Below are 15447 nucleotides of genomic sequence, written 5' to 3' on the forward strand. Positions count from 1 at the left end.
AGCTAAAAAGTTTCCTCATTTTATCGAGATCTTTTGCTGCATTTGCCGTTAAGTGACTTATATCACATTGCATTACATAACATTGGTATTGGATTTGGGCTGATAGTTTAAGGCTGAAAGCTGGCAAATCAAGGCCAGCGAAATGAATGATGGGATACATTATGACTATTTTACCGTGGACAGGGCTTTACCCTTTGTTTTCGTGAATTTGATGTTATCATTTGCGCCAGTTTTTAATGGTGCATTGGCACAGTATTTCGCCCCGTCGCGAACCACTGAATATAGTGCAAATGCTTGCCCGATTATCCGGTTTTTAAATGACAATAGACAAACTTTCAGCGTGTATTCTTGCCTTAGACACTTGTACCGAAGCCTGTTCTGCGGCGCTGTATTATCAAGGACAAATATTTTCTGAACTGGCTGACGCACCCCGTGAGCACAGTCAGCGGCTATTACCTATGGTAGATTCCGTTTTAAAAGAGGCTGGCATTGGTCTAGATAAGGTTGAAGCGATTGCCTATGGTCGCGGCCCAGGGAGCTTTACTGGGATACGTATTTGTACCAGTATGACTCAAGGTCTGGCACTGGGCTTAGATTTACCTGTGATTGGTATTTCAACCTTAGCGGCAATGGCCCAAATGGCGATAGCTGAACATAACGCCGAACAAGTGCTCTGTGCTATCGATGCGCGCATGGGCGAAGTATATTGGGGACAATTTGCCGCGGTTAACGGCATTGCGACCTTAGTTGCTCAAGAAGTGGTGAGTGCACCCTCTGAGGTTATCCTTAGTTTAGATCCACTCAAGCCTATTTATGGATGCGGTACGGGTTTTGATGCCTATCCAGAATTACTGGCTATCGGAAAGGGGATTTTAGTCATTGATGCCGTGAAATATCCCGATGCACGGGCTATGCTAACACTTGCCGATGTAGGAATTAAATCAGGGTTTAGTACGACAGTGGATGAACTCGAACCGGTTTATTTGCGTGATACTGTGACGTGGAAAAAATTACCGGGCCGAGAATGAAATACAGCTTAATCGGTGTTGTAGGTGATTATTGTAACTCATGCTCTGTCGGGGTGTGGATTGAAAATAACGAATGGCAGAACATAAAGACTAACGTAAATTGAGTATGAATGTAGGCACCTTGATGCAGATTAATACTAATCAAACCAGTTTGACGCAGGCCGTTGCAAGCAATCGCCCCGCCATTATTCCGGGGCTAGCAGCGGCTGAAAAGTTGCATCCAGTGATTGAACGAGATGATATCGAAGCATTAAGTCTAGATGACACCCCGAACGCTGCAGATAGCTTACAGTCAAGACTGGGTGCTCACCTTGAATATGAGCAAGATACTCGTGGACATCAAGGTGCTATCGCTCAATATTTACAAACACAACATGCCGCCAAGCGTGAAGAAATTCAGCAAATGGTCGGTGTGGATATTTATGCTTGATCCTCAACATAGTGCCTCTTCCGTGGTAAAAAAAGACTCAGCCTATAGTTTGTCTTCTGGAGTCCCTAGCCGTGGGCTATTTATCATTGAATTGATGTTAGCCTTACTGCTCACCCGTATACCTTATCTCAGTGTACCGTTTAAATGGCTCGAAAGTTATTTCCATGAGTTATCCCATGGTATTGCGACGCTATTAAGTGGCGGGATTGTTAGCCATATTCAATTGTTTCCTAATGGGGCGGGTTTTTGCTTTAGCCAAGGTGGTTCGCCATTATTTATTGGTTTTGCAGGGTATTTTGGTGCAGCCTGTTGGGGATACTTGATTTATTTACTTGCTACTTGGCCTCGGGGGATCCGCGTTAGTTTTGCTTTGCTTGGTGGGCTAGTAGTGTTAAGCGGATTACTGTGGGGAAGGGATATCCTTACTTTGGCGATTTTAGCTTCATTGACTGTTATTTTTTTAATGCCATTAAAGCTCAACCAAAACAAAGTATTAACTCAGTTTCTTCGGGTTGTGGGTTTGATGATCATGCTTAATGCCCTTGCTAGTCCAACGGTGCTATTAGGACTTGATGGTCAAGGTGATGCCGTATTATTGGCTGAACTTTCATGGATCCCCGCATGGATTTGGGTGATGCTATGGTTATTGACGAGTGCCTGTGCTTTATTCTTGGCTTGGCGTCGAGTTGATTCGAGAGCGTACCATTAATACTTCATTTATTTCATTTTTTATCAAGGGTTACCGTCATATTAGGTAAGTAGTTTTCATATCTTGTCATCAAACATTGTTATCCAATATTGACAGTTTCCCCTCAACATTTGCAGGACTTAAGCCAAAGACTCTTCTATTTTCTTGGATTTTTGAACATTTGGCTGCTAGGTTAAGCCTTCGGTATTCATGGAGAATTACAATGAAAAAAGTCGCATTAGTTACCAGTATGCTCGTTGCGAGCCTATGTTCAAGCCTTACCTATGCTGATGAAGGTCTAGAAAAAGCCTTAAAAAGCGATTTTCGCCAAGCTAAAAATGTCAGCCGTGATATATATCGCCATCCTGCTGAGACTTTGAGCTTTTTTGGTATTGCACCTAATCAAACCGTGATAGAACTATGGCCGGGTAATGGTTGGTATGCCGAAATTCTGGGTCCTTATTTAGCCAAAGAAGGTCAATATATTGCCGCGAGTTTTGAAACTTCACCGACCACAGATACCCCTGGAAACCGTTATCGCTCCAATGCGGGGACTAAATTTGAAGCATGGATGACGGCGAATAAAGCGGTGTTGGGTAATGCGAAAATTTTAACCTTTGATCCACCCAATAAAATGAACCTAGGTGTCGATGGCTGTGCCGATTTAGTCTTAACCTTTAGGAATTTGCATAACTGGGCATCGAGCGATCAATTGGAAAATGTATTTGCGGCCTCTTATAAGGTGTTGAAAGAGGGCGGTGTGTTTGGTGTTGTTGAACACAGAGCAAACGAGGGAATGAATGTTAGCAGTGGCTATATGGATCAAGCGGCCATGGTCACCTTAGCCGAAAAGGTTGGGTTTACCTTAGAACAAAGTGCTGAAATTAATGCAAATCCAAAGGATACAAAGGATTACCCTAAGGGAGTGTGGACATTACCACCGTCATATGCGTTAGGTGATACAGATAAAGATAAGTACCAAGCAATTGGAGAGAGTGACCGCATGACACTCAAATTTGTCAAAAAATCACGCTAATTACCTGACATTAGAGGCATTATGTGGCAATCTTCCGCCCCCGAAAATCAAATTGAGTTTGTTTTACCTCATATCAAACTTGCAGGACGGTTATGGGGGGCGAAAGATAGACCACTGTTACTTGCTTTACATGGCTGGTTAGATAATGCCAATAGTTTTGAACCTCTTGCCGCCTATTTGATAGATTATCAAGTGCTTGCTATCGATTGGCCAGGGCATGGTTTTTCTGCACATAGGCCAGGTCATTATCCGTTACATTGGATTGATTATTTATATGACTTAGATGCCTTACTCGGGGTTTTACCTGTGCAGCCTGTAGCCATTATCGGTCATTCACTTGGTGGTATTATTGCCTCGGCTTATACAGCGGTATTTCCTGAGAAGGTCAATAAACTCATCCTTATAGAAGCGCTGAGTCCATTATTTGAGCCAGTAACTCAGGCAAAATCACGATTAAGAAAGAGCTTTTATCAGCATGAGAAATATCTTGCCCAAAAACAGCGGCAGCTTAAAGTCTACGACACTATTGATACCGCTGTTAGGGCGAGGGCACATCTTACCGGTCTTGCCGAACCTTGGTGTCGGTTATTGCTTGAGCGCAACATGCGAACTGAAGGTGGGGGAATAGGGTGGCGTAGCGATCCAAGATTGCGATTAGATTCGCCGCAGCGTTTAACTTTTGCTCAGGTTGATGCATTGATGCAGGACATTTCAGTGACCACATTACTGATTTGTGGGCGACAAGGATTTCATCAGTTGCAAAGCGCGTTACCAAAGGCGCGCATGTGGTTCAAACATTTGTCGGAACAAACCATCGATGGTGATCACCATGTTCATATGGGTAATGCTTTAGGGGTTGCCGAGTTGATCAAATCATTTATTGAATAGTGGCTTTTGCTAATGCAAAAAAGACACTAGGTTTTTTGTTTTTTTTATGTGATGATGATCAAAATTAAAACGCTCGTATGATTTATGACGAGTTAATCAATAACAAAAATGTAAGTCGGTATTTTAACTCGGTATTTACCGAGTGTTGACGGTTGTATGGATACCGTTTCCGCAGTTGTGGGGATTTAGGAGAGAGTTGTGGACCAGCCTTGGATTAATCATTTGCCAAAAGATGTGCCTGCTGAAATCAATGTTGATCAGTATTCATCGCTTGTCGATATGTTCGAGACAGCGGTAGCTAAATATGCTGATCAACCTGCATTTATCAATATGGGTGCCACACTCACTTATCGTAAATTGGAAGAGCGCAGCCGTGCCTTTGCCGCTTATCTGCAAAATGAGTTAAAGCTCGAAAAGGGTGATCGTGTTGCGATTATGATGCCGAATCTTTTGCAATATCCTATTGCATTATTTGGTGTTTTACGTGCAGGTATGGTGGTTGTTAACGTCAATCCGCTTTACACTCCCCGTGAGCTTAAGCACCAGTTAATTGATTCCGGCGCCAAAGCCATTGTCGTCGTATCAAACTTTGCCCGTACCTTAGAAGAAGTCGTGGATCAAACGCCAGTCAAAAGTGTCATTATTACGGGGCTGGGTGATTTACTCAGCGCACCGAAGCGAACTTTAGTGAATTTTGTTGTTAAATACATTAAAAAGCTAGTGCCTAAATATGATTTGCCCCATGCCTTATCAATGCGCGATACCTTAACAAGGGGGCGCCGTTTGCAATATATTAAGCCAATTATCACTAATGATGATTTGGCTTTCTTACAATACACAGGTGGCACAACAGGGGTATCTAAAGGTGCCATGCTGACCCACAAAAATGTGGTTGCAAACGTGCTCCAAGCCGATGGTGCGTATTCTCCAACCCTTAAAGATGGTAGTGAGTTTGTCGTCACAGCATTGCCTCTGTACCATATTTTTGCGTTAACGGTGAATTGCCTATTGTTTTTACACAAGGGCAGCCAGAATCTTTTGATCACCAATCCCCGTGATATTCCAGCTTTTGTGGCAGAGCTTAAAAAATACCCTTTCACCGCATTAACTGGGGTGAATACCTTATTTAATGCGCTTGTGAACAGTGACGATTTTTCGCAACTTGATTTTTCCCGTTTAAAGCTGTCTATCGGTGGTGGTATGGCAGTACAAAAAGCGGTTGCGGATAAATGGCAAAATATTACTAAAACCCGCTTACTGGAAGGTTATGGTTTGACAGAGGCTTCACCTCTGCTCACTTGTTGCCCTTATAATTTAGATGGTTACAACGGTTCTATTGGTTTTCCAGCGCCATCGACCTTGATCCAAATACGGGATGATGCGGGTAATGTGTTGCCCCAAGGCGAAACCGGTGAGTTATTTGGTAAAGGCCCACAGGTGATGAAAGGCTACTGGCAGCGTCCAGAAGAAACGGCCAAAGTCATTGATAAAGATGGTTGGTTAGCCACGGGCGATATTGGTTATATGGACGAAAAAGGCTTTTTCTATATCGTTGACCGTAAAAAAGATATGATTTTAGTCTCAGGGTTTAACGTCTTCCCTAATGAAGTAGAAGAGGTCGTTGCCCTGCATCCCAAGGTTATCGAAGTCGCGGCTGTAGGTGTACCAAATGAGGCTAGCGGAGAATTAGTGAAGGTTTTTGTGGTGGCAAAAGATAAATCGTTAACCGCAGATGACATCATTAAGCATTGTCGTATTCATTTAACGGGATATAAAGTGCCGAAGCTGGTAGAATTTAGGGACGAGTTACCTAAAACCAATGTGGGTAAGATCTTGCGACGAGAGCTTAGAGACGAAGTTAAGCGTACGTAAGATTGAAGCCGGCAATTGCCGGCTTTTGTTTTTATGGACTGTGATTGACCCCACGGGATCTGGAGAAGAATTTGTCAGTGTTCCACTATGTGAGTGATGAAGTGAGCCTCAACGCCCTCGTTGCTCAATATCAGCAAAGTAAAATACTCGTGTTAGATACCGAGTTTGTTCGTACCCGTACTTATTATGCAAAGTTAGGTTTGATCCAAGCTTATGATGGAAAAACCTTGGCGTTGATTGATCCTGTCGCGCTACCCGATCTCGCCAAATTCTGGGCTTTGTTGGCGAATCCCAATATTATTAAATTAGTGCATTCTTGTAGTGAAGACCTAGAAGTATTCGCGCACTATGGTCAGTGTCAACCTGTACCTTTATTCGATAGCCAAATTGCGGCATCTTTATGTGGTATGGGGCATGGTGTTGGTTATGCAAAGTTAGTTGAAACCTGTCTTGGCGAAGTGATTGATAAAGGTGAGTCACGCACCGATTGGATCCGCAGGCCATTAACCGAAGCGCAACTTGCCTATGCCGCAAATGATGTATTGTATCTGCATCAACTTTACCCTCAGCTTGAAGCTAAATTGGTCGCTCAGGGGCGCCTAAATTGGTTATATGAGGAAGGGGTGAGGATGACGGAAGGGCGGCTAGATACGCCAGATCTCGATACCGCTTACTTAAAAGTTAAAAATGCCTTTCAGTTGACTGAAATTCAATTGGCTTACCTGAAAGTACTTGCCAAATGGCGTCTTGAAAAAGCCTTAGCACGTGATTTAGCTTTGGGATTTGTGATTAAAGATCATGGACTGATTGCATTAGCTAAAAAACAGCCTAAAAGTATGACCGAGTTGCTTAAGCTAAACGACCTAACCGAGCAGGAAAAGCGTATTCACGGTAAAGAGATTTTGCGAGTAATGCAAACCGTGGATTTGGTCAATCTACCAGAGCTTGTCGATGTGCTTGCACTTAAGCCGGGCTATAAATCTGCTTTTAAGCTGATCAAAAACTGTTTGACTGAACTGTGTGAAAAGTATGAAGTTCCACTGGAAATGCTAGGTTCTAAGCGACATATCCATGAGTATTTACAATGGAGATGGGACGCAGAGCAGGGCGATTTACCGATAATCTTAACTGGGTGGCGTGGCGAAATCGCCGCACAATCCCTCGCAAAGCTTGACGTTTAGGTCTAACTGTCTAACTGAAAATCATGCAGCAAAAAGCGTCATCCTCACTTGAGGATGACGCTAAAACTCGACTTATCTGTCTGGTAAAGTCACGTTAAGTTCGAGTACCGATAAGTTATCGTCGTTCTGATCTAACTGCACAGACACTTGATCATCAGAAATCTGCACATACTTACGGATCACGGCAATAATCTCTTGTTTCATCTGTGGAAAGTAATCGGGGGTGTCCCGTTGTCCACGTTGATGAGCCACAATAATTTGTAAGCGCTCTTTTGCCATTACCGCAGTGCTAGGCTTTTTCTTGCTTTTGAAATAGTCGAGTAAAGACATAATTAGCTACCAAATATCCGTTGTAAGAAACCTTTCTTCTCTTCCGTAATAAAGCGTAGTGGGACATCTTCACCCAATAAACGCGCGACTGTGTCACTATAAGCTAAACCCGCATCACTTTCTTGATCGATAATCACTGGCACACCTGAGTTAGAGGCTTTCAGAACCGACTGGGACTCTGGAATAACGCCTAACAACTCAATAGCAAGAATTTCTTGAACATCATCAACACTTAACATCTCCCCCGATTTTACACGGCTTGGTGAGTAGCGAGTCAGTAACAAATATTCTTTTATCGGTTCTAGATTCAGTTCTGCGCGGCGTGATTTGCTTTGCAGCATTCCCAGAATACGATCTGAGTCGCGTACTGAGCTGACTTCTGGATTAGTGGTCACAATGGCAATATCGGCAAAATACAGCGCCATCATTGCACCTTGTTCAATGCCCGCAGGTGAGTCACAGATAATAAATTCAAAGTCTTTGGCTAAATCGTCCAGAACACGGCCGACGCCTTCTTTAGTTAATGCATCTTTATCACGGGTTTGTGAGGCCGGTAAAACAAACAGTTTTTCGCAGCGTTTGTCTTTGATGAGTGCCTGATTAAGATTCGCTTCACCATTGATCACATTGACGAAATCGTAAACTACCCGACGTTCGCAGCCCATGATCAAATCTAAATTTCGTAAACCTATATCGAAATCGATAACAACAGTTTTGTGCCCTTGCATTGCAAGGCCAGTCGCAATAGCAGCACTCGATGTGGTTTTACCTACACCGCCTTTACCTGAAGTGACAACAATAATTTGTGCCATGTTTCTCTCTATCCTTTTTTCTGCCATTTAGAGGGGCAATGATTCAACCATAAGCGACTCGCCATTTAAGCGAATACAGCCGCTTTTATCTGAGCTATGTTGTTGTAGATTTTCAGCGAGCCAATATTGCCCTGCTATCGAAACGAGTTCGGCCTCAAGAGAGTGGGCGATGATGACGGCTGTGGGATCGCCCGCCGCGCCCGCCATGGCTTTCCCTCGTAATGCGCCATAGATATGAATGCTACCATCAGCAATGACTTCAGCGCCATTGCCTACCGCACCAAATATGATTAAATCCCCATTTTTTGCATAGACCTGCTGCCCGGAGCGGATATTTTGTTTAACGATTTTAGTTTGGCGTGGCGCAGGGGGAGGCGTTGTGCTTTGTTTACCCGCTTTGACTATGGCAAGACCTAAGTCTTTGGCCTGCTTACTGAGAACGGTTGTCGCGCCCGTTATCCCAACAATCACTAATTGACGGGAGAGCAGTAGTTCCTTGAGGCCATGTAAATTAAAATCATTATGCTGGATGGCACTGAGATTGACCACCAAAGGCGCGCCCAGAAAAAATTGTGGGGCTTGTGCCAATTTGCTATCTAATTCAGCCATGACTGCATTTAAGTCACTGCTATTAATGTGAAGCACTGAAAGAGTAAAAGAAGCTCCTTTTAACTCTAAGCTAGGTTTTGACATCCCGGCACTCTTCTTAAGAAATCATCAGTCGGTTCGCTGATTTTGCAATTAAATTATTAGGCGACCATGTTATAGTGTGCCCCATTGGCTGGCAAGTTTGAACTATTGGATATTTATACTCTTATGTTATGTACCGTTTATAAAAGTACCCGAAAGGCTGATACATATTTATTTGTGAAGAAACGAGATTGTTTTGACGATGTGCCTGAAGCTTTAATGGCAATGTTTGGTACACCTCAATTAGTGATGGTCTTTCCTATTGCGAAACGAGAATCTTTAGGAATGGCCGATATTCATAAAGTCAGAGCCGCGATCGATGAAAATGGCTACTACCTGCAAATTCCACCTCCTCAAGTTAATTTATTGGCTGAACATAAACGCAATCTTGGGCTCCAAGATTAGTCGATACAACAATTGTTGCCGGATGGGTCATTGAAAGGGTGATTAGATCCCGTTTGATTGATTGCGCGGTAATTCTTTTGGTATTTCTATTGTGTATTATCGTCAGTAGAGAATTCAGTATCCATGTATAAATTAGTGTAAAATAGCCCGCATTATGCGGGATTTTATTGAGAAGAAATCGTTGAACATGGCATTTTGGCAGAGCAAGACATTAGCGCAGATGAGCCCAACTGAGTGGGAATCCCTCTGTGATGGGTGCGGAAAATGTTGTTTGAATAAGTTGATTGATGATGAAACAGAAGATCTGTATTACACCAATGCGGCTTGTTTATTACTGGATCATCAAACGGCGAGTTGTCAGCATTACACCGACCGTTTTTCCCATGTACCTCAATGCACAGTGATTTCAGTTGATAATGTCGATGAACTAACATGGTTGCCCGATAGTTGCGCCTATCGCCGGCTTGCCGCTGGGCGTGACTTGCCAAGCTGGCACCCCTTAATCACAGGCTCTAAAGAAGCGATGCATCATGCGGGGATGTCGATTCAAGGTAAAGTGATTGATGAGCGCAGGATAAAAGATATTGAAGATCATATCGTGTTGTGGCCGCTCAAGGATATTGATTGACCCACGATGAAAAACAAAGGGAGCGATAAGCTCCCTTTGTTGTTTTACCCACCTTATTCCGTGAAAATTACCCTGTAATGGTTACTTTTTCGATAATAATAGGTTCGCGCGGTACATCTTCATGGCCTGCGACTTTAGTGGTTTTGACCTTTTCAATTTGCTGTACTACCTCAAGTCCCGCGACCACTTTACCAAATACGGCATAACCCCAACCGTTGTTTGTTGTGGCCGTATGATCGAGAAAATCATTATTCGAGGTATTGATAAAAAACTGCGCCGTGGCGGAATGTGGGGCGTCAGTCCGTGCCATGGCAATCGTGCCTAAGGTATTGGAAAGACCTTTATTGGCTTCGTTGACTATGGGGTCGTGGGTCGGTTTTTCTTTCATCTTGGCGGTAAAACCACCACCTTGGATCATAAAGCCTTTGATCACGCGATGAAAAATAGTGTGCTCATAAAACCCTTCTTCACAATAACGGAGAAAGTTTTTGGCAGTGACAGGCGCTCGCTCAAAATCGAGTTCGATGCTGATATCCCCGATATTGGTAGTGAAAATAATCATAGTATTAGCTTCTATTCGATTGAATTACTTGGTTTTAGGTCCGCTGGCCCATGGATTAAAAGGGGCACCACTGTCCTGTTGTTTTGGACTTCCCTCTGCCGTTCTTGTTGGACGTAAAGTCGCGTTCGTCCTTGGCTTTGGTTGCGACTTTGCACTGCGATGCTTTTTCGCCTTAGCCGTTTCAAAAGTCCCTTCCTTTGCACTGCGGTAAGTTCCCGCAGCAGACTCTGTTGGGCGAAATGTTTTCTCCGGCTTATGTTTTGGCACAAAATCGAGAATGGAGATTGGCACTTCTTTTTTAGGAGCAAAGCCTTCGACTTCTTTACGCACTATAAGGTGACCTAAACGGCGCTCAATGGCACAGAGGTTCTTAAAATCATCCTTTGACACAAAAGATATTGCTTCACCATGCTCTCCTGCGCGACCTGTTCGACCAATACGATGAATATAATCATCGGCTTCATCGGGCAAGTCATAATTCACAACGCGGGTGAGGGCATCGATATCGATTCCGCGTGATGCAACTCCTGTCGCCACTAAAAATGCCAGTTTACCGGATTTAAAATCGGCTAAAAGCTGCTCACGAACCGCTTGACTGCGGCCACTGTGGAAGGCTTCGGCGCTAATATCACGCTTTTCAAGCTGACTAACTAATTTGGCGGCACCTTGTTTGGTCTGGATAAAAATTAATGCTTGATCCCAAGCTTGTTCTTTAATCAGATGGCTGAGTAACGCAGACTTTTTATCCTTATCAACTGTGGTGAGCCACTGATCAATTTGTGGTGCAGTGGCCGCGTTTCGTGCAATTTCAATCTCAACAGGATTTTCAACGGCAGTTTTCGCTAATACTCGAACTTGCTTTGATAAGGTGGCAGAAAATAATAGGTTTTGTCTTTGTGTCGGTAATTTCTCGATGATTTTATTGATATCTTCAATAAATCCCATATCGAGCATTCTGTCAGCTTCATCTAGTACAAGTACTGAAAGCTCATCGAAATGGATCGCTCTTTGAGTATACATATCAAGCAGTCGACCCGGTGTTGCGACTAAGATATCTACACCTTCAATCAGTTTTTTCTTTTGAGGTGCGGCATCGACACCTCCGTACATCGCCATAGAGGTGAGTGGCAGATATTTAGCGTATTGGCGGATATTTTCCTCAACCTGAACGGCAAGTTCACGGGTCGGTGTAAGGATAATGGCACGTACACGTTTGGGGCGAATTTTTGGGGCATCAGCAAACATTTGCAATAGAGGTAACACAAAGCTGGCGGTTTTACCTGTGCCTGTTTGTGCTGCGCCGAGTACGTTTTTACCGCTTAGGATCACTGGTATCGCTTTGGTTTGAATGGGGGTCGGGCTTGCATAACCGAGTTCTGTGATGGCTTTTACAATCGGATCGCTTAATCCAAGTTTGGAAAATGGCATGGGGTGTCTCAAATAAAGAATGTCGTGGGCAAACTGTTAAAATGGGTTTAACAGTAAAGCAGGCTCATATTATAGCAGTAGCTATGGCAGAAAAGGCGAATATCTCAAATTCAGTAGCAATCGCTATCCATAATGTAAGCCGTATTCAGTCCTTTATTATTCAAATATCCCTTTAATAGTTGGCGCACAAATTTGTAACTGAGCATGTATTCGCGGGTAACATTGCTGCAATTATTGAGGCGATATGATTAACTTAGTGCATTTTTAACCAAGACTCATTTAGGTCACTTTGCTTGTTGCACTGTTCAAGTGATCTGGTTTAGCACCTTAGCTCGAATATCACAATATCGTTTATCACAATAATAAAGGACGAAAAATAATGAAAAAAACGACGCTCTCCCTTGCGATTGTATTATCGCTAGCTGGTCTTGCTGGCTGTCAATCCCAGACGAGTACAACGGTTCCTTCTACCTCTGGTGAAGTACAAGCCACATCATTTGAACAATTCAGCGCCGCATTTATTGACTCATTATGGGCGTTATCACCCACGTGGGCACTTTACAGTGGTAAGCATGTGAATGATGGCTACTTAGAGATCCCCGATGATGCTAGTCGAGCCAAGACCTTAGCTTTTGTGAAAGCACAACAGGCAAAATTGGCACAGTTCGATCAAAAAACCTTAACCTCTAATGAGGTGATTGATTATCACCTGATAGATAATTTACTGAATAGCCTAGCTTGGGATATTACCACCTTTAAATCTTGGCAGTGGGATCCAGCTAATTACAATGTTGCTGGCGGCTTTGCTCAAATCATCAATGAAAACTTTGCACCGTTGGATGATAGATTACGCTCAGTGCTCGCGAGAATGGAAAATATTCCTGCTTATTATGCTGCAGCTCAAGCCAATATTAGCCAGCCGACCCTTGAACATACCGAGCTTGCTGTGTTGCAAAATCAGGGCGCATTTTCGGTATTTTCTGATGATTTATTGAAACAAGTTACCAACTCTGGCTTGAGTGATGCTGAGAAAGCATTATTCAAGACCCGTTTTGATGCGGCGACAGTGGCCATTAATAACCATATTTCATGGTTAAACAGTTTGGTGACAACGCTTAAAAAAGAGGGCGCTCGTAGTTTTAGAATTGGTGAAGATTTATACGAGCAAAAATTTGCCTTTGATATTCAAGCCGGTATGACTGCAAAACAGCTTTATCAAAAAGCAGTCGCAGATAAAGACAGGGTTCAAGCTGAAATGGCAAAAATTACCGATAAGCTTTGGCCTCAATATTTCTCTACGCCGAAACCATCAGATAATAAAATTGCCATTCGTCAGTTGATTGATAAATTATCAACCAAACACGTTAAGCGTGATGAATTTGTAGACGAAGTCCGTAAACAAATTCCCGAACTTATCGATTTTGTTAATCAGAAAAAGTTAGTAACACTTGATCCTAACAAACCCCTTGTTGTTCGTGAAACACCAGAATATATGCGCGGATATGCGGGGGCTTCAATTAGTGCCCCTGGTCCCTATGAAAAACTCGGTAATACCTATTATAACGTCACGCCACTTGATGGCATGACGGATGAGTCCGCTGAAAGTTACCTACGAGAATATAACCATTGGATTTTGCAGATCTTGAATATTCACGAAGCCATTCCAGGGCATTACACTCAGTTAGTTTATTCTAATGAATCGCCCAGCCTTATTAAAAGTCTATTTGGTAATGGCGCCATGGTTGAAGGCTGGGCGGTATACACGGAACGTATGATGCTCGAGGAGGGGTACGGGAATTTCGAGCCTGAAATGTGGTTAATGTACTATAAGTGGAATCTTAGGGTTATCTGTAACACTATTTTAGATTACAGCATTCATGTTAAAGGGATGACTGAGGCCGAAGCCATTGCTTTGATGATGGAAGAGGCATTCCAACAACAGGCTGAAGCAGAAGGAAAATGGCGCCGTGCAACATTAAGCCAAGTGCAATTGACAAGCTATTACTCTGGTTACCGTGAAATATATGATTTTCGAGAAGAGTACAAGCAGACAAAAGGCAAGGATTTTGATCTTAAAACCTTCCACGAACAGTTTCTAAGTTATGGTAGTGCACCCGTCAAATATATTCGTCAGTTGATGCAAGCTAAATAATCAATACTGACTCGTTTGGGTGACTATTGATAACGATAGTCACCCAAATGATAACGATATTCACCCAAAATCACAGTTTGACATCCTAACTGTAAATCAATGGCTGTAAATAGGGATATTGATTATTGTCATAATAATCAACCGAGCCATCTAATGATTGATGACGTTACATGGCGTAATACCAATATTTGTCATTACTATAACAGTGATATTCGAATTTAATTTGTCTATAAAAAGAGAGTTAAATTTCAGCAACAATGTTATTTATTTCGGGCATTTTCAGCCATAAGCGCTAACACATCCTCGTAGGAAATGTTAAATTCTCTTGATAAATTAATGATTCTTGTTTTATAAGTTTGGATGTTTTCTTTCTGAGCGAGTTGATGTTTCTTTTCTTCAACAAGTTCGTTGACGGTTTCTTGCAATATCAATAATCGACGTAAGCTATAGTCGAGAGATTTGATATATTTTCCCATCTGTTGTTTATTGCGTGCTTGCTCAAGATCCGCGGAGACTTTTTTATCATATCCATATTCATCAAGAGCTGCGATAGCACTCTGTAAATCAATATCAGTAGTCATTTTGTTTTCGCTTTATAACAAGGAAGTATAGGAATTTAATTACGAAATCACTTAGGTAGAAACCCAAGAAGGTGTCATGGGCTGTTAACTATCGCAGATTATAGTGGTTATGCCAATATTCACCAAGTGCTTAGTTGCTTAAAACCAATAAAAATGGGGGGTGTTTCTTATTTCAGCTTGTCGGGACTTAGAATTGTGAGTAGTCTAAAGTTTTAGTCTGCGCGGAGATACAAATGCTTGATCTATTACCAGATTTGTTCGACCACTACCCTTCAAAACTGACTTTATTACCCTTAGAGTTTAAGGCGTACGGTGGTAAGCGCCTGTTTTGGGGGGAAGTTGTAACGGTAAAATGTTTTGAAGATAACTCTAAAGTGAAGGAAATATTGGCCCAAGATGGTCATGGTAAAGTACTCGTTGTGGATGGCGGTGGCTCATCGCGTAGAGCATTATTAGGCGATCTTATCGCGCAAAGTGCTTTAGATCATAGTTGGCAAGGCGTTGTGATTAATGGGTATGTGCGTGATGTTGCTAGATTGGCGACCTTTAATCTAGGGGTGAGTGCTCTCGGAGCCATGCCCATTAAGACTGAAAAGCTAAATCAAGGACAAATCAATGTGCCTATCGACATGGGAGGCGTTATCGTTAAACCCGGCATGATGATTTATGCCGATGAGAATGGGATAGCAATCAGCGAGGAGTCGCTAAACTTTGCTTTTTTAAATTAAAATTCGCT

17 protein-coding genes are annotated in these 15447 nt (G+C 42.7%); 11 read left to right on the forward strand and 6 right to left on the reverse strand.

Annotated elements, in window-relative coordinates; genetic code table 11:
* The first annotated feature begins 317 nt into the window (after positions 1-317).
* From tsaB to rnd, 7 genes are all read left to right on the forward strand, one after another.
* On the forward strand, positions 318-1028 hold the full coding sequence (gene tsaB / locus JEZ96_RS08500) for a tRNA (adenosine(37)-N6)-threonylcarbamoyltransferase complex dimerization subunit type 1 TsaB (protein ID WP_011789558.1): 711 nt from the start codon (positions 318-320) through the stop codon (positions 1026-1028).
* Positions 1029-1152: 124 nt separating this feature from the next.
* Positions 1153-1458, forward strand: a complete 306-nt coding sequence (locus JEZ96_RS08505) for a hypothetical protein (RefSeq protein ID WP_025008105.1) — start codon at positions 1153-1155, stop codon at positions 1456-1458.
* On the forward strand, positions 1451-2167 hold the full coding sequence (locus JEZ96_RS08510) for a M50 family metallopeptidase (RefSeq protein ID WP_011789556.1): 717 nt from the start codon (positions 1451-1453) through the stop codon (positions 2165-2167). Before JEZ96_RS08505 ends, JEZ96_RS08510 begins: the two co-directional genes overlap by 8 nt.
* A gap of 202 nt (positions 2168-2369) precedes the next feature.
* The gene (locus JEZ96_RS08515) at positions 2370-3182 is read left to right on the forward strand and encodes a class I SAM-dependent methyltransferase (RefSeq protein ID WP_025008106.1); all 813 of its coding nucleotides are present in this window, start codon (positions 2370-2372) and stop codon (positions 3180-3182) included.
* Positions 3183-3203: 21 nt separating this feature from the next.
* A complete protein-coding gene (locus JEZ96_RS08520) occupies positions 3204-4070 on the forward strand; it encodes an alpha/beta hydrolase (protein WP_025008107.1) in 867 nt (288 codons plus the stop codon).
* A 198-nt stretch (positions 4071-4268) separates the two neighbouring features.
* Positions 4269-5942 (forward strand): long-chain-fatty-acid--CoA ligase FadD, encoded by a 1674-nt coding sequence (fadD, locus tag JEZ96_RS08525; protein WP_025008108.1) that lies wholly within the window; start codon positions 4269-4271, stop codon positions 5940-5942.
* Positions 5943-6013: 71 nt separating this feature from the next.
* The gene (rnd, locus tag JEZ96_RS08530; protein WP_025008109.1) at positions 6014-7123 is read left to right on the forward strand and encodes a ribonuclease D; all 1110 of its coding nucleotides are present in this window, start codon (positions 6014-6016) and stop codon (positions 7121-7123) included.
* 72 nt (positions 7124-7195) lie between these two features.
* On the opposite strand, the gene minE is transcribed toward rnd, so the two are convergent.
* The 3 genes from minE to minC are packed head-to-tail and all read right to left on the reverse strand — an operon-like array spanning position 7196 to position 8958.
* Positions 7196-7453 (reverse strand): cell division topological specificity factor MinE, encoded by a 258-nt coding sequence (minE, locus tag JEZ96_RS08535; protein WP_007648439.1) that lies wholly within the window; start codon positions 7451-7453, stop codon positions 7196-7198.
* 2 nt (positions 7454-7455) lie between these two features.
* Positions 7456-8265 carry a septum site-determining protein MinD gene (minD, locus tag JEZ96_RS08540; RefSeq protein ID WP_011789551.1) on the reverse strand — a complete coding sequence of 270 codons (810 nt, stop codon included), beginning with the start codon at positions 8263-8265 and terminating at the stop codon, positions 7456-7458.
* A gap of 27 nt (positions 8266-8292) precedes the next feature.
* A complete protein-coding gene (minC, locus tag JEZ96_RS08545) occupies positions 8293-8958 on the reverse strand; it encodes a septum site-determining protein MinC (protein WP_011789550.1) in 666 nt (221 codons plus the stop codon).
* A 123-nt stretch (positions 8959-9081) separates the two neighbouring features.
* On the opposite strand from minC, the gene JEZ96_RS08550 reads away from it, so the two are divergent.
* Positions 9082-9360 carry a YcgL domain-containing protein gene (locus JEZ96_RS08550; RefSeq protein WP_011789549.1) on the forward strand — a complete coding sequence of 93 codons (279 nt, stop codon included), beginning with the start codon at positions 9082-9084 and terminating at the stop codon, positions 9358-9360.
* Between the two features lie 187 nt (positions 9361-9547).
* The gene (locus JEZ96_RS08555) at positions 9548-9988 is read left to right on the forward strand and encodes a YcgN family cysteine cluster protein (protein ID WP_025008110.1); all 441 of its coding nucleotides are present in this window, start codon (positions 9548-9550) and stop codon (positions 9986-9988) included.
* 67 nt (positions 9989-10055) lie between these two features.
* Here JEZ96_RS08555 and JEZ96_RS08560 read toward each other — a convergent pair whose 3' ends face one another.
* Both JEZ96_RS08560 and JEZ96_RS08565 read right to left on the reverse strand, forming a co-directional pair.
* Positions 10056-10550, reverse strand: coding sequence for a peptidylprolyl isomerase (locus JEZ96_RS08560; RefSeq protein WP_014610451.1), 495 nt, complete (start codon positions 10548-10550; stop codon positions 10056-10058).
* A gap of 24 nt (positions 10551-10574) precedes the next feature.
* Positions 10575-11978, reverse strand: coding sequence for a DEAD/DEAH box helicase (locus JEZ96_RS08565; protein ID WP_025008111.1), 1404 nt, complete (start codon positions 11976-11978; stop codon positions 10575-10577).
* Between the two features lie 379 nt (positions 11979-12357).
* Here JEZ96_RS08565 and JEZ96_RS08570 point away from each other — a divergent pair, with 379 nt between their 5' ends.
* A complete protein-coding gene (locus JEZ96_RS08570; RefSeq protein ID WP_011789545.1) occupies positions 12358-14130 on the forward strand; it encodes a DUF885 domain-containing protein in 1773 nt (590 codons plus the stop codon).
* Between the two features lie 260 nt (positions 14131-14390).
* Here JEZ96_RS08570 and JEZ96_RS08575 read toward each other — a convergent pair whose 3' ends face one another.
* Complete coding sequence (locus JEZ96_RS08575; RefSeq protein ID WP_011789544.1) at positions 14391-14711, reverse strand: hypothetical protein; 321 nt, start codon at positions 14709-14711, stop codon at positions 14391-14393.
* Positions 14712-14944: 233 nt separating this feature from the next.
* Between JEZ96_RS08575 and JEZ96_RS08580 the strand changes: the two genes are divergently transcribed.
* Entirely contained in the window at positions 14945-15439 is a 495-nt protein-coding gene (locus JEZ96_RS08580; RefSeq protein WP_011789543.1) for a putative 4-hydroxy-4-methyl-2-oxoglutarate aldolase, read from the forward strand.
* The last annotated feature ends 8 nt before the right edge of the window (positions 15440-15447 follow it).

This window comes from Shewanella putrefaciens (assembly GCF_016406325.1).
GTDB classification, from domain to species: Bacteria; Pseudomonadota; Gammaproteobacteria; order Enterobacterales; family Shewanellaceae; genus Shewanella; species Shewanella putrefaciens.